Annotated in this window: 16 protein-coding genes; 5 read left to right on the top strand and 11 right to left on the bottom strand. The window is 55.5% G+C overall.

Annotated features, from left to right (window positions below):
* Window positions 1-3: 3 nt before the first annotated feature.
* From hcaB to hcaE, 4 genes are read right to left on the bottom strand one after another with little or no spacing between them, the layout of a single operon-like run.
* Window positions 4-816, bottom strand: coding sequence for a 3-phenylpropionate-dihydrodiol/cinnamic acid-dihydrodiol dehydrogenase (hcaB, locus tag OGV65_RS23720; RefSeq protein ID WP_019077395.1), 813 nt, complete (start codon window positions 814-816; stop codon window positions 4-6).
* Complete coding sequence (gene hcaC / locus OGV65_RS23715) at window positions 813-1,133, bottom strand: 3-phenylpropionate/cinnamic acid dioxygenase ferredoxin subunit (RefSeq protein WP_016154025.1); 321 nt, start codon at window positions 1,131-1,133, stop codon at window positions 813-815. The genes hcaB and hcaC overlap by 4 nt, the downstream gene beginning before the upstream one ends.
* Window positions 1,133-1,651, bottom strand: coding sequence for a 3-phenylpropionate/cinnamic acid dioxygenase subunit beta (gene hcaF, locus OGV65_RS23710; protein ID WP_200080357.1), 519 nt, complete (start codon window positions 1,649-1,651; stop codon window positions 1,133-1,135). The genes hcaC and hcaF overlap by 1 nt, the downstream gene beginning before the upstream one ends.
* On the bottom strand, window positions 1,648-3,009 hold the full coding sequence (gene hcaE / locus OGV65_RS23705; RefSeq protein ID WP_137379384.1) for a 3-phenylpropionate/cinnamic acid dioxygenase subunit alpha: 1,362 nt from the start codon (window positions 3,007-3,009) through the stop codon (window positions 1,648-1,650). The genes hcaF and hcaE overlap by 4 nt, the downstream gene beginning before the upstream one ends.
* 135 nt (window positions 3,010-3,144) lie before the next feature.
* Between hcaE and hcaR the strand changes: the two genes are divergently transcribed.
* Window positions 3,145-4,038: a DNA-binding transcriptional regulator HcaR gene (gene hcaR, locus OGV65_RS23700; protein WP_049282296.1), complete on the top strand. Its 894-nt coding sequence runs from the start codon at window positions 3,145-3,147 to the stop codon at window positions 4,036-4,038.
* Between the two features lie 3 nt (window positions 4,039-4,041).
* Here hcaR and OGV65_RS23695 read toward each other — a convergent pair whose 3' ends face one another.
* Window positions 4,042-5,235, bottom strand: coding sequence for an ROK family transcriptional regulator (locus tag OGV65_RS23695; protein ID WP_046275227.1), 1,194 nt, complete (start codon window positions 5,233-5,235; stop codon window positions 4,042-4,044).
* Window positions 5,236-5,349: 114 nt separating this feature from the next.
* On the opposite strand from OGV65_RS23695, the gene OGV65_RS23690 reads away from it, so the two are divergent.
* The 4 genes from OGV65_RS23690 (at window position 5,350) to OGV65_RS23675 (ending at window position 12,207) form a co-directional block, all read left to right on the top strand.
* Window positions 5,350-8,616, top strand: a complete 3,267-nt coding sequence (locus tag OGV65_RS23690; RefSeq protein ID WP_286455505.1) for a DUF5107 domain-containing protein — start codon at window positions 5,350-5,352, stop codon at window positions 8,614-8,616.
* Window positions 8,617-8,688: 72 nt separating this feature from the next.
* Complete coding sequence (locus OGV65_RS23685; RefSeq protein ID WP_046275225.1) at window positions 8,689-10,128, top strand: sugar porter family MFS transporter; 1,440 nt, start codon at window positions 8,689-8,691, stop codon at window positions 10,126-10,128.
* Window positions 10,128-10,970 carry an aldose 1-epimerase gene (locus tag OGV65_RS23680; protein ID WP_046275224.1) on the top strand — a complete coding sequence of 281 codons (843 nt, stop codon included), beginning with the start codon at window positions 10,128-10,130 and terminating at the stop codon, window positions 10,968-10,970. The genes OGV65_RS23685 and OGV65_RS23680 overlap by 1 nt, the downstream gene beginning before the upstream one ends.
* 88 nt (window positions 10,971-11,058) lie before the next feature.
* The gene (locus tag OGV65_RS23675; RefSeq protein WP_019077391.1) at window positions 11,059-12,207 is read left to right on the top strand and encodes a 3-phenylpropionate MFS transporter; all 1,149 of its coding nucleotides are present in this window, start codon (window positions 11,059-11,061) and stop codon (window positions 12,205-12,207) included.
* Here OGV65_RS23675 and csiE read toward each other — a convergent pair.
* The 6 genes from csiE to OGV65_RS23645 form a co-directional block, all read right to left on the bottom strand.
* On the bottom strand, window positions 12,202-13,479 hold the full coding sequence (gene csiE / locus OGV65_RS23670; protein ID WP_080860033.1) for a stationary phase inducible protein CsiE: 1,278 nt from the start codon (window positions 13,477-13,479) through the stop codon (window positions 12,202-12,204). The genes OGV65_RS23675 and csiE overlap by 6 nt on opposite strands.
* Before the next feature lie 247 nt (window positions 13,480-13,726).
* Window positions 13,727-14,326 (bottom strand): KpsF/GutQ family sugar-phosphate isomerase, encoded by a 600-nt coding sequence (locus OGV65_RS23665; protein WP_047416447.1) that lies wholly within the window; start codon window positions 14,324-14,326, stop codon window positions 13,727-13,729.
* Window positions 14,323-15,960 (bottom strand): FGGY-family carbohydrate kinase, encoded by a 1,638-nt coding sequence (locus OGV65_RS23660; protein WP_003847100.1) that lies wholly within the window; start codon window positions 15,958-15,960, stop codon window positions 14,323-14,325. Before OGV65_RS23660 ends, OGV65_RS23665 begins: the two co-directional genes overlap by 4 nt.
* Window positions 15,961-15,977: 17 nt before the next feature.
* The gene (locus OGV65_RS23655) at window positions 15,978-16,931 is read right to left on the bottom strand and encodes an ABC transporter permease (protein WP_003037658.1); all 954 of its coding nucleotides are present in this window, start codon (window positions 16,929-16,931) and stop codon (window positions 15,978-15,980) included.
* A 1-nt stretch (window position 16,932) separates the two neighbouring features.
* Window positions 16,933-17,922 (bottom strand): ABC transporter permease, encoded by a 990-nt coding sequence (locus tag OGV65_RS23650; protein ID WP_008785467.1) that lies wholly within the window; start codon window positions 17,920-17,922, stop codon window positions 16,933-16,935.
* The gene (locus OGV65_RS23645; RefSeq protein ID WP_016154014.1) at window positions 17,915-19,423 is read right to left on the bottom strand and encodes a sugar ABC transporter ATP-binding protein; all 1,509 of its coding nucleotides are present in this window, start codon (window positions 19,421-19,423) and stop codon (window positions 17,915-17,917) included. The genes OGV65_RS23650 and OGV65_RS23645 overlap by 8 nt, the downstream gene beginning before the upstream one ends.
* Between the last annotated feature and the right edge of the window lie 38 nt (window positions 19,424-19,461).

Below are 19,461 nucleotides of genomic sequence, written 5' to 3'. Positions count from 1 at the left end.
TCCTCAGAGATCCAGTCCGGCGGCAACGTGACGAATACCGCGAATACCCAAACCGGCATCGGCATTGATCATCACGCCACTCAATGTGCGATTGTTGCGCTTTGACGCCAGCATCACATACGGGCCGGTAAAATCCGCTGGCTCAGGAAAAAACTGCAACGGCAAAATGGCGGCGATTTTTTCCGGCGTCAGCGACTGCATAATCGACGTATCGCCCTGGCCCAGCGCCTGTGGGCCGCGCAGATCGGTCGCCATACCGCACGGACCGACGCCGTTGACGCGCACCTTTGGCGCCAGCTCGTAGGCTAACTGGCGAATCAACCCGGTGGCGGCATGTTTAGAGGCGGTATACAACGGACCGCCGCCGCCGGGATACCACGCCGCGTTGGAAAGGGTAAAGATGATGTTGCCTTCGCTGGCGATAAGCGCAGGGGCGCAGGCTTTTGCGCCCAGCAGATAGCCCAGCACGTTGACGTTAAACAGCTCATGAAAGCCGCTCTCCAGCGCGTCTGCTGGCGTATTGACCAGCGAGGCGTTGTGATCCCATATCCCGGCGTTGCCGATCAAACAGTCCAGCGTGCCGTAGCGCGCCAGAATTTGATCCACCGCGCGCTGATAGTCGGCGTAGCAGGTGACGTTGCCTTCTACTGCCAGCACATGTTCGCCAAAACGTTGGCGCAGGCTGGCGACTTTGGCTGGCGAAAGTTCCAGCGTGGCGACCCGCGCGCCTTCCTCAATGAAACGCTCGACCAGCGCCAGGCCAAGACCGGAGCCGCCGCCGGTGATAAAGACCACGTTATCGCGTAAATCGCTCATCTCGCGTCCTCTGGAATATCAACGAACACATCGCTACCTTCCACGTACACCGCGTAGGTGGTCAGCGGATCGGTGGCAGGTAAACACAACGCCTTACCGGTTTTCAGGCAGAAACTGGCGGCATGCAGCGGGCATTCCACCGTCGCGTCGTCTTCCAGATAACCTTCCGACATCGAGGCATTACCGTGGCTACAGCGATCGTTAATGGCATAAAACTCGCCGCCAACGTTGAACAGCGCGATGACGGGCGAGGTGTCGAGCCGGAGCGCTTCACCCTCCGGCAAATCCCCTACGGGGCAGGCATAAATACGACTCATCAGAACAATACACTCAGGTTATGGGAGGTGATCACCGCTTGATCCAGCACGATCTCACGCTCCAGTAAGCGCCACTCATCGCCCGGTAAACGGCGCACTTTGTCCATGCGCATGCCGACGTAAAAGGTTTCATCGCGCTCTTTTTGCGCGCGATACAGCAGATAGTTAAGGCGCACGGCGAACACATCCGGCACTTTGGTTTCACTGACCTGGCAGTTGCTGATCAGGTGTCGGGTACGCGACGGCGGCTCCTCTGCCCAGGCCATTCCGGTTTCCAGTCGCGCAATACGGCGTTCAAGCTGATCTTTGTTGTCGTTAAAAATCCAGGTGGTTGGCGGCTGCACGCCTTTGCGACGGTCGCGCGTCTGGGCATTGACCGTTGTGCGCATGGTATAGCGAATGTCGTCATCCAGCTGTGCCAGCCAGTCGCGAAACTGCCAGTCATCCAGCAGGCTGGCTTCATGGTAGAGAAACTGCGTAATGCGGTGATGCAGTTCCAGGGAAACTAAAGCACTCATTTCATCACCTCCTGCTGGTAAGCGGCGGTTTTTTCCTGCACTTCCTGCCAGCTTTCGCTGCTGAGTAAATCAGCCCAGCGCTGATACATGCCGCGGGCGGCGGTTTCTGAGAATATGTAGTTGGTGATCCCCGGAATGCCGTCTTCACGGCGTTTCTCCTGACCTAACCCCATTTCCAGGCACAGTTTGCTATTACGCGCCCGATGGCCCTTCAGAAGTTTTTGAATTTCACACCAGTTTTCCGAGTCGTCCTGTTCAAGGAATCCGGCGGGGCCAAAAGCGCGCGTAGCGCTGTTTTCAAATGCGGATTTCACTTCATCAGAGGCGGCTTTATCGGTAATACAGAACGCCCACACTTCAACCTGATCAGGACCGCGCGGATGCCAGACGCGCAACGTAGCGGTACCATTGAGCCAGGAAAGCGTTGGAAAAATGTTGTTGTGACCGGCCAGACGCAGGGCACGAACCTTACCCAGACGCTGTTCAGCTTCCGCGTAGGTGTCGCGGTAGTAGCTGGAGACTTCGCCGTCGACCCACACGTTGGCATCCGGCTTTTCGGTAAAGAAGAAGCCGCTGCCGTGCCCGTCCTGGCCGAACTGTAGTGCATCTTTGGCGGTTTCCCACACCGGGCGAGCGGTTTGTCCGTCACCGAGGCGTTTATCGCTACCGTCGTCTTTTGCCCCCAACACCTGCACAGCGGAGGCATGACTGAACAATGCGTGATACTGATCGCTGGCAAACTGTTCGGCGGGGAATTTCCAGTTACAGTCGATGGTCCACTTCTGTACGCCGCCGACGATTTCTGTGCCGCCTTCGCGGCGGTCAAGCACGCCGTCGAGATACCACGCAATGTCGCCGAGATAATCGCGTAGCGTGGGCGCGGTGGTGTCCCAGTTGCCGAAAATCAGCCCTTTATAGCTCTCTACGCCAGGAACTTCGTTCAGTCCCCAGTGCGATTTGCATAGCCCTTGCGGGTAAGCGCGAGGCTCCAGCGGGACGTCGATCAGCTCGCCATTGATACCGTACGACCAGCCGTGATACGGGCAGGTAAAGGCGCGAGTGTTCCCGCAGTCGGCGTAGCTGACGCGCATCGCCCGGTGGCGGCACTGGTTGAGAAACGCTTTGATGCTGCCGTCCTTCTGGCGAACCACCACGACCGCATCCTCGCCCATGTAGGTGTTAAAAAAATCACCGGCTTTGGGGATTTGGCTTTCGTGGGCGAGAAATAGCCAGCAGCGCCCGAAGATGCGCTCCAGCTCTAGTTGGTAAATTTCTGGGTCAGTATAAATCCGTGGGGTTACACGACCGTTTTGCGTGTCGATCAGTTGGTAGATGTCTAAATTTGAGGGTGTGGTCATATTTTTTAATCCTGAAAGATAAGATGTATTGACCTTCTATTTTTGTGCCATAAGGATGTTGCTGGTTAGTTATCAATTTGTGAAATAGTAAATTTCTACCAGTTGAGACATTTTTTCGATAACAAGGAGAAGGGCATGGAACTGAGGCACTTACGCTATTTTGTGGCGGTGGCGCAGGCGCTGAATTTCACCCGGGCGGCAGAAAAGCTGCATACCTCTCAGCCGTCGTTAAGCAGCCAGATCCGCGATCTGGAAACCTGCGTGGGCGTTCCGTTACTGGTGCGGGACAAGCGAAAAGTTGCGCTGACGGCGGCCGGGGAGTGCTTTTTACAGGACGCGCTGTCGATCCTTGAGCAGGCGGAAAATGCCAAAGTTCGCGCCCGTAAAACGGGGCAGGAAGATAATCATTTCTCTATTGGTTTTGTCCCTTCCGCTGAGGTGAATTTGCTCCCGAAAGTGCTGCCCTTATTTCGTTTAAAACAACCGGATACGCACATTGAGCTGGTAAGCCTGATAACCACCGAACAGGAAGAAAGGATCCTCAACGGAGAACTGGATGTGGGCTTAATGCGTCACCCGGTGTACAGCCCGGAGCTGGATTATCTGGAGCTGATTCATGAGCCGCTGGTCGTGGTGTTACCGGTGAATCATCCGTTAGCCAATGAGCCAGCGATCTCCGCAGAACAGTTACACGGCGTAAATTTTGTCAGTACCGATCCCGCTTATTCCGGGGCGCTAGCGATGATTGTCAAAAACTGGTTTCAGCAGCAGAAAAGCCAGCCCAACATTGTGCAGGTAGCGACCAATATTCTGGTGACCATGAATCTGGTCGGCATGGGGCTGGGGGTGACTTTGATACCCGGTTATATGAATAATTTTAATACCGGGCAGGTGGTTTTTCGGCCTATTGTTGGCGATGTTCCGACCATTGCCCTGCTGATGGCGTGGAAAAAAGGGCCAATCAAACCGGCATTGACCGATTTTATCGCCACTGTGCATGAACGTTTAGCCGTGAGCCTGGCGGAGTAATGACTACAGCTCGCTAAGCTGTGATTCGACATAAAGATAGCCAATTCCCATGAGTTGCTGAGGGCGATTAAGCTGACCGAAGCTTATCTGAGTTGCTCTGGCACGCGGGTTATCGCCGTGATCGAACGGATTAAACCCGGTTTGCTGTACCAGCGTATTGAGCCAGCTATCGCCAAATGCACAGCTACGACCATACAACCATATTTGATTAATGTTCAGTATATTCAAAAAATTATAAAGACTCAGGCCGATGGCGCTGGCGGCATGTTCGGCCCAGGCCTGAATGCGAACATCTCCGTGTTGCCAGGCAGTAATAAGCTGGTCGGTGGTGAGCGTTTCCGGGTCGTAAAGGGATGTCGGCTGCGATTTCATCCACACGCGGGCCTGCTTTTTCAACGCGCTCAATGACGCCACTGTTTCCAGACAGCCATAACGGCCACAGTCACAGGCGATCCCATCGGGATGAATGATGGTATGTCCAATCTGACCGCTGCCATACAGACTCCCGCGCCAGATGTTATCGTTAATCACAAACGATGAGCCAATACCGTAATCAACGTTAATCACGCAAAAATCACCGTTAGCCGCCGGGTTTTGCCATTTTTCCGCCAGCGCCAGCATCACGCAGTCATTATCCAGCCGGACCTGTACGCCGAGCATCTCCTCCAGCAGATATTTTATTTCCACCGGTGTTTTCCACGGCGCCTGAGGCATGGTTTTTGATGCGCCGGTTATCGGATCAACCTGACCGTGAACGCCAAGCGCCAGATTAATCGTGACCTCGGGAAATTGTCGACGATATTCCCGCCAGTGCGCCGCCAATGCTGTCAGCAGCGCTTTTGGCGATTCGGGGTTGATGACTTCATGCTGCCAGTCGCCGACGGCAACCAGCCGAGCATCCGCCAGTTGACTGGTGATGCTGGTGGGGGTGACGTTGATACACAGCGTCCAGGCACCTTTTTCTGGCAAATGATAGCTGCCACTGCTCAAACCGCGCTGGCTTAAAGTTTCTCGTGAATGGCTGATTCTTCCTTCATCCATCAGTTCTTCGAGGATATTGCTAACCGCCGGGATCGACAGGCTGGTGAGCTGCGCCAGCTGTGACTTGCTGAGCTGCTTTTCTCGCCACAGATGTGACAAAAAAATCTGTTTATTCGCCTGACGTACCCTGGCGTTGTTGAACCCCGAACGCTGCATTCACTTAACTCCCTTAACTATATTGCGTGAGCATTGCGCATTTTAACGCCACTTAACTGCCGCAGAATAGCATCAAGTTGAATTTTTACTTTTGTTTATTAAGTGGAGCGCGGCATGTACGGTTCAGTAAAAGTTTGGCAGGAAACGATCACCCTCCCCACGTGGACAGCGGGTGAAGAAGACGCCAACCCAATGTTTCTGGAAAAGCGAGTTTATCAGGGGTCTTCAGGAGCGGTTTATCCCTATGGCGTGATTGATACGCTGACCGGCAAACGTGAAATGCGCGACTATCAGGCGGTATGGATGGAGAATGACTTCATTCGCATCATGCTGCTGCCGGAGTTAGGCGGACGCATTCATCGAGCGTATGACAAAGTGCAGCAGCGCGACTTCGTCTACTACAACGAAGTGGTAAAACCTGCGCTGGTCGGTCTGCTTGGGCCGTGGATCTCTGGCGGCATTGAGTTTAACTGGCCGCAACATCATCGCCCGACCACCTTTATGCCGGTGGATTTTACGCAACAGCAGGGTGAGCAGGGCGAATACACCGTCTGGATGGGCGAGGTAGAGCCCATGCGTGGTTTACAGGTCATGACCGGATTCACGCTGTATCCGGATCGCGCGTTGATCGAGATAACCGGGAAGGTTTTTAACGGTAACGCTACCCCGCGCCACTTCTTATGGTGGGCGAATCCGGCGGTGAAGGGCGGCGACGATCACCAAAGCGTGTTTCCACCGGATGTGACGGCGGTATTCGACCACGGTAAGCGCGATGTCTCTGCGTTTCCCATCGCCACCGGCACATACTACAAAGTGGACTATTCGGCTGGCGTGGATATCTCGCGCTACAAAAACGTACCAGTGCCAACCTCCTATATGGCTGAAAAATCTGATTATGATTTTGTTGGTGCCTGGCATCACGGCGAGCGCGGTGGGTTGCTGCATGTGGCCGATCACCACGTTTCGCCAGGGAAAAAACAATGGACTTGGGGTTATGGCGACTTTGGCGTTGCCTGGGATCGTAATCTCACTGATGACAACGGTCCGTATATCGAACTTATGACCGGGGTCTTTACCGATAACCAGCCGGATTTCACCTGGCTTGCGCCGTACGAAGAGAAAGTCTTCGTGCAAAACTTCCTGCCTTACAGCGAACTGGGTATGGTGCAAAACGCCAGCACGCAGTTGGCGCTTCGTCTGGTGCGTGAGAGTCGCCAGCTTTCTGTGGGCATTTATGCGATTGCGCCGTTACGCGATGTTCAGGTTACGCTTGCCGCACACGGGCAGCCATTCTATGAAAATACACTCACTCTGGAGCCGGGACAGAGCTGGCTGACTGATGTGTCAGACAATGGCCATACCCGGGTGACAATGACCGTCACTAACGCCGATGGCACTACGCTTTTGCAGTACGAAGAGCACATTGCGCAAGAGTTACCGCTGCCTTCGGCGGCCGTCGCGCCAGCACAGCCAGAAGCACTCTCTAATACCGATGAACTCTATTTTATTGGTCAGCATCTGGAGCAGTACAACCATGCCAGCCGCTATGCTGAAGATTATTATCGCCGCGCGCTGGATGTTGATCCGCTGGATTACCGCAATAATGTGGCCCTGGGGACGCTGGCGCTAAACCGCGCGGACTGGGCGCTGGCGGCGCATTGTGCGGGTAAGGCGCTGGAACGGGCGCATAAGCTCAATAAAAATCCGCGTGATGGCGAGGCGAGCATGCTGCTGGCCGCCGCACAGGAACGTCAGAGCGACAATGACAGCGCTTGGGATAATTATTATAAGGCCAGTTGGAGCGGCAACTGTCGGGATGCGGCTTTCTGGTCGTTAGCGCGTCTGGCGATGAAGCGTCAGGACTACGTTGGCGCGTTGGAAAAGGTCGAGCAGAGCCTGCGCTTTAACGGCAGTAATAACCTGGCGATGGGACTGAAAGCGCTGGCGCTGGCAAAACTTGATCGCATTCCGCAAGCCCTGGACTACATTCGCCAACAGCTGGTTGATTATCCTCTGAGCTACACCCTGCACTATGCGCGCTGGGCCATCTGTCAGGACGAGGCGACGGCGCAAGCGCTGATCTCGATTACCGGGCGGCGCGGTACCAACGCGTGTGAACTGGCAGGCTGGCTGATCTCTTTGGGGCAAAAGGATGCTGCCCGTGGTGTGCTGGAACTGCTCGACAGCCAGGAAACGCTGCCTATGCTGTGGCGCGCCTCGCTAAGTGACAACCCACAACCCTTCATCGAACGTGCCCGCGAATGCCTGCAAAACCGCGTTCGTTTCCCCAATACGCTGGATGAAGTGCAGATGCTGCAAACCCTCGAACAGAGCGCTTTTGCCCGCTATTTACTTGGCTGTTTCTGGTACAGCAAACGGCGTTATGCCGAAGCGGTATCCTGCTGGCAGTTTACCCTTGCGCAGGAAGCGGATTTCGCTCCTGTACACCGCTTACTGGGGATCTATGCCTGGAACAAACTGCATGATGCGCAGCAGGCGATGCAGTATCTGTCGCAGGCCGTGGCACTGGAGCCGCAAAATGCCCGTTTCCTGTTTGAACTCGACTATCTCAAGAAGCTGATGGCGCAACCGGCTGAGCTGCGCCTGCAGCGACTGGAAGCCAGCAAAGAGATTGTCTTCCATCGTGATGATCTGACGGTGGAACTGCTCAGTCTGTGGAATGGATTAGGGCGTTACGACGATGCCGCAGCAGTATTACGTGAGCGCGTGTTCCATCCGTGGGAAGGTGGTGAAGGCAAAGCCACAGGGCAATATCTGCTGAATCAGATGCATCGTGCGCTGGCTGCCATTCAGTCCGGCGACCCGCAAACCGCCATCGCGCAGTTGCAACAGGCGTTGCACTACCCGCAAAACCTCGGGGAGGGGCGTTTACCCGGACAAACGGATAACGATATCTGGTATTTACTGGGACATTGCGCGCAGCAGCAGGGGTGTTTTGATGAATCCCAGCGTTACTTCTCCCGTGCGACACGCGGCGGTAGCACACTGGATGCTGGCCGTTACTACAACGACCAGCCTGTGGATTATCTCTTCTGGCAGGGTATGGCGCAGAGAAAACTTGGCGATGATGCTCAGGCGAACGCTCTGTTTAATAGCTTCCTGCAATGGGTTGAATCGCATCGCGACAATGTCCCGGATGTCGATTTCTTTGCCGTATCGCTACCCGATCTGGTGGTGCTGGATACCTCAGCACAAGCAAAACACCAGCAACACTGCCTGTTTATCAGTGTGCTCGGGCATCTGGGGTTGGGAAATAGTGCTGCTTGCCAGCGCGATCTTGACGCACTCCTGCAACTCAATCCGGCGCATGACAAGGCATTACTGCTACGTCACGCCATTAACGTAAGGCTTTTCCAGTAACACCCGAAATGGGTGGGGGCAACCTCACCCGAAACCTACTGTCCCCTGCGTTTCCCTGAAAGAGGAATCATAATGAATAACGCGCAGACACATTTAAAGATTGGTTACGTCTGGACTATCTGCCTGGTTGCGGCCTGCGGTGGTTTACTGTTTGGCTATGACTGGGTGGTGATCGGTGGGGCAAAACCCTTCTATGAAGCCTATTTCTCGATTACCGATCCGGCGCAATCCGGCTGGGCGATGAGTTCGGCTTTGGTCGGTTGTATCTTTGGCGCGCTGATTTCCGGATGGTGCGCCGATAAGTTTGGCCGAAAGATGCCGCTGATTCTCTCGGCGATCCTCTTTAGCGCTTCCGCCTGGGGAACTGCCGTCGCCAGTAATTTCGACATGTTTATTGTTTATCGCATCGTTGGAGGCGTGGGGATTGGTCTGGCGTCTGCGCTAAGCCCGTTGTATATCGCCGAGGTTAGCCCGGCTGAAAAGCGTGGGCGCTTTGTTGCCGTTAACCAGCTCACTATCGTGATTGGCGTACTGGCGGCGCAGCTTATCAACCTGATGATTGCCGAACCAGTAGCCTCAGGCGCTACGCAGCAGGCGATTGTGGAAAGCTGGAACGGTCAGACGGGCTGGCGTTGGATGTTTGGCGCTGAATTAGTGCCCGCGATAATTTTCCTGGTGCTGATGTTCTTTGTACCTGAATCGCCGCGCTGGCTGGTGAAAGCAGGCAAAGCCGATCGTGCGCGTACCATGCTGCAGCGCATTGGTTCCGCGGAATATGCTGGTCAAACGCTGAAAGAGATTGAACATACGTTGCAAAAAGATAATCACAAGGTCGCGTGGTCAACGCTGTTACAACCGCAGATCAAACCGATCGTGATTATTGGAATGGTGCTGGCAGTGTTCCAGCAGTGGTGTGGGATCAACGTTATTTTCAACTATGCGCAGGAGATCTTCGCCTCTGCCGGATTCGACATCAACGGTACGTTAAAATCGATCGTGGCGACAGGGATCATCAATCTGGTCTTTACCCTTGCCGCTCTGCCGTTAGTAGACAAAATTGGTCGCCGTAAACTGATGTTGTTCGGGGCGTCAGGATTAACGGTTATCTATATGCTGATTGCCGGGGCGTACGGGTTGGGCATTATGGGCTGGCCGGTTCTGGTTTTGGTGCTGGCGGCGATCGCTATTTATGCCCTGACGCTGGCCCCGGTGACCTGGGTGCTGCTGTCTGAAATTTTCCCTAACCGCGTCCGCGGGCTGGCGATGTCGCTCGGTACGCTAGCTCTGTGGATTGCCTGCTTCCTGCTGACCTATACTTTCCCGCTGCTCAATGCGAGTCTGGGCGCGTCGGGAAGCTTCCTGTTGTACGGTGTGATTTGCGCGATGGGATTCATGTATGTTCTGCGTAATGTTCCGGAAACCAAAGGCGTGACGCTGGAAGCGCTGGAAGAGCAGCTGGCGGCGCAGCATACGAAAGTTGGCGCATCAGCCCAACAACGAAGCGCTCGCTAATGGATGGTCTGCTGATGCTACAAAACGCACATCTGCGGATGTGCGTAGATCCGCAGGGCGGTTCGCTATTAAGTCTGGTTTCGTTACAACATCAACAGGCAATTTTACGCGAAGGTCATGGTCAGCAGCCCGGTGATTGCGGCCTGTTCCCGATGCTGCCGGTCGCGAATCGGGTGGCGGGAAATCGTTTTATGCTGCGCGGTGAAGAGGTGGTGTTACCTCAACATGGCGCAGATGACACCTTTTTCCTGCACGGTGACGGCTGGCTGCAACGCTGGCAGGTTATCACCGTGACCCAAAGCGGTTGTTTGCTGCAGTTGCGCAGTTGGCATCCCTGTGGCTATGACTATACGGCGCAACTTTGCTATCAACTGGAAACCTCAAGCCTGCACGTCTCGTTGACGCTCACCCATTGCGGTGAACAGCCGATGATTTATGGCTGTGGGTTCCATCCGTTTTTCGCTTTTGATAAGCACAGCACGGCGCAATTCACCACCGGCGGCTACTGGCCGGAGGGGGAACAGCATCTGCCGCTGGAATGGCAACGTGAAATCCCTCCTGCGGCGGATTTCATGTACGCGCAATACGGCGAGGATAGCTGGCTGAACGTTGGATATTCTGGCTGGAGCGGGCGGGCCGTTATTCAGCGAGATGTGATGAAAGTCACGATTTTAGCGCAAACTCCATGGTTGATGCTGTTCAGAATGTCGGGTGAGGAGTTCCTGTGCCTGGAGCCGCAAACGCATCCGGTGAATGCCCACCACATGCAGGGGCAGCCGGGATTGCAGGTTTTAGCGCAGGGAGAACGCTGCCATTTTGCGATGCAGATTTGCGTCGAATAGGGCAAAAATCATGTTATCTGCCTGTTAATGCTCTCTTGCGCCAGCCTGCGTTTGTCGCCAGACTATCGCCTCCAAACGGGAGGGATTCATGGCTTTGCATTCCACGCGCTGGCTGGCGCTCGGTTATTTCACCTACTTCTTTAGCTACGGTATTTTTCTGCCTTTCTGGAGCGTCTGGCTCGAAGGGCTGGGGCTGACGCCGGAAACCATCGGTTTACTGCTGGGCGCGGGGCTGATTGCCCGTTTTCTCGGCAGTTTGCTGATTGCGCCGCGCGTAAGCGATCCCTCTCGTCTGATCTCCGCTTTACGTATTCTGGCCCTGTTGACGCTGGTGTTTGCGCTGGCCTTCTGGGCAGGCACCAACGTGGCGTGGCTGATGGTGGTGATGGTCGGCTTTAACCTGTTTTTCTCGCCGCTGGTGCCGTTGACCGACGCGCTGGCCAACACCTGGCAAAAACAGATAACCATGGACTACGGTCGGGTAAGGCTGTGGGGATCCGTTGCCTTTGTGATTGGCTCCGCGCTGACCGGTAAGCTGGTGAGCCTGTTTGACTATCGGGTGATCCTGGTCCTGCTGTCGCTTGGCGTCGCGTCGATGCTATTGGGGATGATGATCCGCCCGAGCGTGCAGCCAGCAGGGGAAAACCGTCAGCAGGAGAGCGCGGGATGGCCCGCCTGGCGTGCGTTGATAACCCAAAGCTGGCGTTTTCTGGCCTGCGTGAGTCTGTTGCAAGGTGCGCATGCCGCTTATTACGGGTTCAGCGCCATCTACTGGCAGTCTGCCGGATATTCCGCTTCGGCGGTGGGCTATTTGTGGTCATTAGGCGTGGTGGCGGAAGTGATTATTTTTGCGCTCAGTCACAAGCTATTCCGCCGCTTTAGCGCGCGCGATTTGCTGCTGCTTTCCGCTGTTTGCGGCGTGGCACGTTGGGGTTTGATGGGCTGGAGCACTGAGCTACCGTGGCTGATTGTGGTGCAAATCCTCCATTGCGGAACCTTTACCGTCTGCCACCTGGCGGCAATGCGCTATATCGCGACGCGCCAGGGCAGCGAAGTGATACGTTTGCAGGCGGTGTATTCTGCGGTGGCGATGGGCGGCAGCATCGCCATCATGACCGTATTCGCAGGCTACCTGTACCAGAATCTGGGCAACGGCGTATTCTGGGTGATGGCGCTGGTGGCGCTACCGGCAATCTTTCTGCGCCCGAAGGTGGTGGCGCAGCCTGCAACGTTATGATTCGAGGATTTTGCGGATCTGCTGCTGCTGATGCGGCGTAAGTGCCAGATCCGCATGAATCAACGGCGGAGAAAACAGCGGCAGTGGCGTGGTATACGGCGTAATAATCAACGTGACTCCGCGCGGCGAACCCTGTTTTTGAAAGTCCTGCATCGGCATATGTTTTACGTTGAGCGGCAGCAGCGTCAGTTCGCGCAGCTGTTGCTCAATATGCGTTTCAAGTTGTTCATTGTTGCCGGTCAGCAGGATAATCTGCTTCTCGTGCAAATCCTTCTCCTGCATCAGCCAGGCACCGAAAATAACGGCGACCAGCCCGATCTCTTCTTCTGAAAACTGCACATCGTACTCCGCTTCGAAGCCATGTATCGCCTCGCGGGTAGTACGAACCAGACGGGGATAAAGTCGGCTGAACTCCTCCGGCAGCGTGTTATCTATGCCAATGGCAAACACGCTGCGGTTAAGCGCCTGGGCAAGGTGAATATACAGCTGATCGTTCAGTCCTTGCTCATCGCTGAAGCGCACATTGCCATACTCGCGAAAACGCAGCACCAGCCGTGCAATAGCAAGGCGCAGGCGACGATCCTGCTGGTGGTTATCGCGCACTGGGTCGGGGATACGGAGCATTGAGAACAGCAACGCCATAAACAGCGATTCGCCCGGCGGCGCACTCTGCATGACGTGGCGCTGCCAGTGGCGGCCAATTTCCTCAGCGAGCGGATACTCTGCGCAGGATTGCGCCCAGCGTTGCTGGAGCGGATTAAATTCCGGGGTGACTCCCGCGTGATGCTGTAGCAGACAATACTGTAAATACAGGCGCAGGAACTGGATGTCACGGTACTCAAACGGCTTCTGCAAGCGCCGGGAGCACAGATTAATGAGCGCATGCAGATTGGTGTCGTCATACAGCGTACGCGCGATACCTTGTTGTTTCAGCGCCATTTTTAATGCGGGTGTGAAATGCTGGGCGATAAAAGTCGGGCAGATCCGCAGACCGCGGCGCAGCCACTGCAACAGACACAGGCGCTGATTTAGCGGGGTCCCTTCGATCGTATAGCCGCCATTCAGCGCGGTGGTAATCGCGAGCCGGTGATAGCGCTGGATTTCGAGTCCTGCGCCAATAATATCTTCCTCAACAGTGGCATCATCAACGCCATTGAGGCTACTGAAGGTTTGAGCTGTAGCGATTTGCCCTGGCAGGAAAAGCGTCAGCAGCACTTGGCAACGGCGCTGGGGAGCGGAAAGTACAGATGGTGGAGCAAGCGTTGACATCATCTGCAGGATCTCCCGTAAGTATGTTTGATAAGAATAGCTAAAGTTTGCTCATAGATTTGGAGAATGGAATGCTTTCCACCAGGAATGCTGGAGAGCGTCACAGAATTTTTAACGTGCGGAACAGATAGCAGGAGTGGAACGCAGCGCGTTAACTGGCTTTTTCACTGTTTTATCTTCTATTGAGACATAAAAAAACCCGCCTGAGGGTGACGGGTTGAGAAGACGAGTGGAAATGCGCGGTCTGGTGTTACTGCTCGCGGCTCAGCGTTAATCCCACATCACCGCCAGGATGTACAGACAATAGCGTCTCTTTTGAGTAACCGCTTTCGCTCATCAGACAGGCGCAGGCGGCGTCAAAGATAGCCAGGACCAGTAAAATTGAGGTGGTGGCCAACATGTTCAGCGGGTCGGCCTCACGCTGGACGCCGGTGGAAATCACCAGCCTTGACGCTTTAGCAATGGCTGAGTCGGCGTTTTCAGTCACGCTCAGGATGGGCACATTTCTCGCAGCTAGTCCGGGCAGCAGCCGAGTGAGTTCATCCGAATTTCCCCCGCGTGATAGCATAATGACCAGGTCGTCGGCGCGTAAAAAACCGAGATCGCCATGCGCCGCATCCGTCGCGTTGAGGTAAATCGCCGGACGTTCCACGCAGGCGAGCATGTGCGCGACTTTACGCGCCGCAATACCGGATGTACCGACGCCAGTGACGACGATTTTCCCCTGGCAACCGCGCAGCTCCGCCATTAGCGACTGCCAGACCGGTTCAGTCAGATGCTGTCCCAGACCTGCGAGGGCATCGCTATAGAGCTGAAATACGCCGATGGCCTGAGACCAGGAGTTACTCATGCGTCCTCCTGCATCAGTTGGCGGTATTTCATATGATCCTGATACATCTCGTGGAATACCCGATATTTGCGATCGTAGTACTGCTTAATGCGATTGGTCTGCGGGGTGACCGTTTTACCAATCCGGCTCATCGCCGACATCGCTTCCGGGAACGTGTCGAACACGCCTGCGGCGATAGTCCCCATCATCGCGCCGCCCAGCAGCATGGCTTCGCTCTCTTCAGGCAGCAGCATGGCGCAACCGGTGGCGTTGGCATGCTCCTGAACGAAGATCGGGTTTTTCGTCCCGCCGCCGCTGGCCATGATTGTATCGATGGTGTAGCCGCTTTGGTTCATCGTTTCAATGATATGGCGCGTTCCCAGCGCAATGGCCTGGATGGTTGCGAGGTACTGGAGCGCCATATCTTCCGGCGTGCGGGACAGCTTCAGTCCGGTTATTGCTCCCGTGAGCGTGGGGTTAGCGCGCGGCGAGCGGTTGCCGTGGAAATAGGGCAGGATATGCATGTCACGGGTCAAAAAGGCGATATCTTCCGGCTCACCAGCCATTTTGCGCAGCAGCGCATTCAGCACTTCATAAATGGTTTGCCCCTGAGACTTAGCCTGCGTTAGCAGGGTTTCGTAACACGGGTGCGACTGAATAACGTGGTCGATTAACGCCCCGGTTGCTGACTGCCCGCCTTCATTGAGCCAGTATTCCGGCAGTACGGCTGAGTAGTAAGGGCCCCAGACGCCGCCGATAAAACGCGGCTCTTTGGAAATTGCCATGTGTCCGGTGGAGGTGCCACCAATTAGCGCGACACGACGGTCAAAATCCGCCACCTCGCCGGAAACACCGCTTGCGCCGAGCGTACCGAGTGTACCGGCGTGGGCATCGATTATCGAGACGCTGACCGCGGTCCCCGGAATCAGTCCCATTTCGCTGGCGGCGCGCGCGGACAGCCCGTGACCGAGCGGTTCGCCCATGGTTTTCACGTAGCGACCAATTTTGGCAGCATCATGTTCCAGCAGGTCTTCCAGCCCAATCTGGCGGAAATAGCTGGCATCCCATTTGTCTTCATGGCCCATATATGTCCATTTACACACTGTCGAACACAATGATCGTGTGTCATCGCCTGTTGCGCGCCAGGTCAGAAAATCGGGCAGGTCAAAGTAGTAACCCGCATTGGCCCAGGTATTGGGCATATGCTGCTTCAGCCACAGCAGCTTGGGCGTTTGCATTTCCGGGGAGATAATGCCGCCAACGTAGTCCAGCACCCGATGATGCAGGGCGTTAATGCGTTCAGCCTGGGTAATGGCGCGGTGATCCATCCACACAATGATGTTCTGTTCGCTGCGCCCGGACGGGCTGATGGTCAGCGGTTTACCTTCTTTATCCAGCACCACCAGTGAGCAGGTAGCGTCAAAGCCCAGACCTTTCACCTGGATTGGGTTGATATCTGACTGGTTAATCGCATCGCGAACCGCGTTACACACCGCCTGCCAGATGTTATCGGAAGACTGCTCAACAAAATCGGCCTGCGGGCGGTAAATCTCGATAGCCCGACTGGCCTGGCCGACCATTCTGCCGTTGAGATCAAACACGCCGGCACGGGCGCTTCCGGTTCCGACATCCACACCAATAAAGTAACTTGCCATAATTTTTTCTCCTGAAATCAGGCTTTACGATTCTGTAATGCGATAAAGAGGATCAGCACCGCGCCCCACAGCGCCATCGTCAGATAGCTGCTGACCCCCAGCAAGTTAAGGCCGCTTTCCAGCATTTGCAGCACAATCAGCGCCAGTACCAGGCCGATAATGCGCCCGAAACCGCCATCCGGGTTGATGCCGCCGAGGACGGAGGCAAGGATGGTGACCAGCAGGTATGACTCACCGTATCCGGCTTTTGCCGAGTTGAATTTCGCCATCATCAGAATGGCGGCGACCCAGCCGAGCAGGGCAGAAATCACGTACACGGAAATTTGTACCCGGACGGTATTTACGCCGCTGTAGCGGGTAGCCTGTTCATTGGAACCCACGAGATACAGACTGCGCCCAAGCGTGGTGTGCTCCAGCAGTACCCACAGCAGGATTGCCACCAGGAAAAAGAGCAGCAGTGCTACCGGAATACCGGCAATCGTGGCGTTACCAAGATATTGAATGGCGGTCGGGAAACCGGAAATCACCGTCCCATTGGAAAGCAGAATATTCAGCCCGGAGATAAGCGTCATCGTGCCGAGCGTGGCGAGAATCGGCGAAACCCCGACCCAGGCAATCAGCGCGCCGTTGAGCGTACCGATTGCGACCGCCACGGCAGCGCCTGCCAGCAGCGCCAGCACCAGAAACAGCGGGTTATCCGGATGGGTGACGATAATCGCCGCCATTACCAGCGAGCAGGCATTCGCTCCTGCAATTATCGACAGGTTTATGCCGCCGGTCAGCATGGTCATGCCCATCCCGAGGGCCAGCATGCCAAGGATCGGCAGCTGCGAGCCAATCGACTGGAAGTTAGCGACGCTGAAAAAACGGCTGCCGAGCAGGGCCGAGAAGACCAGGGCGACGACCACAATAATGACGCATTGCAGACGAATGATGGCATCACCGGGTAAAAATCTGGCGATTGTTTTCATCTCAAAGCTCCCTTGCCAGTTTGCGTTTTTCGTTCCAGGCCGTGGCGCTAATGCTGACCAGGATAATGGCGCCGCTGAACACGGTGTGCCAGTAAGAGGAGACGCTGAGCAGCGTCAGGCCATTTTGTAAGAAGGCCAGCAGGACCACGCCGAGCAGGGTTCCGGTTAATGTGCCGCGTCCGCCGCTCATGCTGGTTCCGCCGAGCACGACCGCCGCCAGCACCGTCAACTCAAAACCGAGCAGCGAATTGGGCGCAACTGACTGGGTGATTTGCGCCTGAACCACGGCGGCAACGCCTGCCAGAATGCCCATGTAGCCATACACGTAGAAATGCAGCTTCAGCAGATTCAGCCCCAGGCGCGAGGCCGCATCACGATTACCGCCCATGGCGTAAACCTGACGGCCAAGACGGGTATAGTTCATCAGCACGGCGGTAAAGATGATCACAGCCGCCAGGCACAACAGGGGCAGTGTCAAGCCGTAGTCGTAGCCATCCGCCGCGGTGAACGAGAACCAATTGATGCCGTTCATAAACCAGTCCGGAAAGCCGTACAGCCAGGTGCCTTTGGTGGCGTACACCAGCAGACCGTAGTAAACGTTCAACGTGGCGATGGTAATGATGATGGCCGGAACGCGCAGCCAGTAGACCAGGAAGCCATTAATAAGTCCCAGCAGCAGACCCACCGCAATCGCGATGATTAACGCCAACGCGAAGTTGCCGCCGTGGCCAATAACCCAACTAGCCATCGCATACTGGGCTATCGCGGTCATCGCCGGAAATGAGATGTCGATCCCGCCGGAAATCAGTACCACAAACAGCCCGCAGGCAAGGATGCCGAGAATCGCATAGCTGGTAGCCACATCCGTCAGGTTCCCCAAAGACAAGAACTCATCGGTGCTGATGCTCAGCCCAACGGCAAGGGCCACAACCAGCAGGCCCAGCCAAAACTCATGTTGCCCGATTAAACGGGAGAGATGCATCTTATTCATTGATTACCTCGACCACTTCAGCAATCTCCTCTTCACGGCACTGATGAGGATTAAATTCCGCCACCAGCCTGCCGCGACGCATCACCAGCACGCGGTGGCTGTTGTAATACGCTTCCGGGATTTCATCGCAAATCATCAGCACCGCCATACCCTGTTCCGCCAGATCGCGGGCTATCTGGTAAATACCCTCTTTGTTGGCGATATCTACGCCTACGGTAGGGGAGTCGAGGATCAGGATGCGGGGATTAGTCGCCACCCATTTGGCAATGGCGATACGCTGGGCATTACCGCCGGAAAGGGTTTTAACCGGCAGGTGTGGATCGGACACTTTGATATTCAGCTCGCGGATCAAGTCGGCGACCAGTTTTTGCGCTTTACGATGATCGAGCAGGCCGCTGCCGGTATGCAGTTGATCAAACACCGTGACGATGGTGTTGTCGTAGATCGACTGCTCCATAATCAGCCCTTGCGTCAGGCGATCTTCTGAGACGTAGCCGATCCCATGTTTGATGGCATCATGGTTATTGCGAAGAGTGACCGGCTGGCCGTTAATGCGAATCTCACCGCTTTCTGGGTGCGTCATGCCAAACAGGCTCAGACAAAGTTCGGTGCGTCCGGCGCCCAGCAGGCCCACAATGGAGACAATCTCGCCGCCGTGCAGCGACAGATTAATGTTTTGGTATTTGCCTCTGCGGCTGAGGTTGCGCAGCTCCAGCAGGGGCTCTTGCTCAATAGCGGGTCTTTCCGGCAGCGGGCTATAGTGGAAGCGTTGTCCGGTCATCAGGAAAGCCAGCTCGTGGCTGTCGAGTTCGCTGGCAGGATAAGTGCCCACCAGTTTGCCGTCGCGCATCACGCTGATGCGGTCAGCCACTTCCATCACTTCATCCAGACGGTGGCTGACAAACACTACACAAATTCCGGCAGCTTTTAGTTCGTTAACGACCCGTAGCAGGCCATTAACCTCCTGACGGGTTAGTGAGGCGGTGGGCTCGTCCATAATCACCAGACGCGCGTCGGCGGCAATCGCCCGGCAAATGGCGACCAGTTGTCGGTCGGCAATCGAGAGTTTTTCAACCTTTTTATCGGGATCGATGTTCACACCGATGCGCTTCATGGCTGCCAGCGCCTGCTGCTTCATGGCGCCACGACGTACCCAGATATCGCCACCGGGCAGATAGCGGTTGACCGCGATATTCTCCGCGACGCTAAAGTTAGGGAACAACGACAGGTCCTGGTAAATAACCTGAATGCCATAATGGGAAGAGAGCTGCGGCGTCAGGTGATGGAACAATTTGCCATCGAGTAAAATCTGCGCGCCTTTTTCCGGATGATAAACTCCGGAGATCACTTTAATAATGGTACTTTTACCACAGCCGTTTTGACCCGCCAGACAGTGAACTTCGCCTTTTCTCAGCGTCAGATTCACGTTATCCAGCGCCAGCACGCCCGGGAATTGTTTGCTGATATTCTCAAGAGTGATAAATGCGGTGGTGTCTGCCATGGACAATACCCCTGCGAGCGCCCGGATGGACGCTGAGT

The sequence above is a fragment of the Citrobacter sp. Cb004 genome (assembly GCF_030337065.1).
Taxonomy (GTDB): domain Bacteria; phylum Pseudomonadota; class Gammaproteobacteria; order Enterobacterales; family Enterobacteriaceae; genus Citrobacter; species Citrobacter braakii.
The sequence above is the reverse complement of the archived record's forward strand: the minus strand, read 5'-3'. Positions and strand labels throughout refer to the sequence as shown.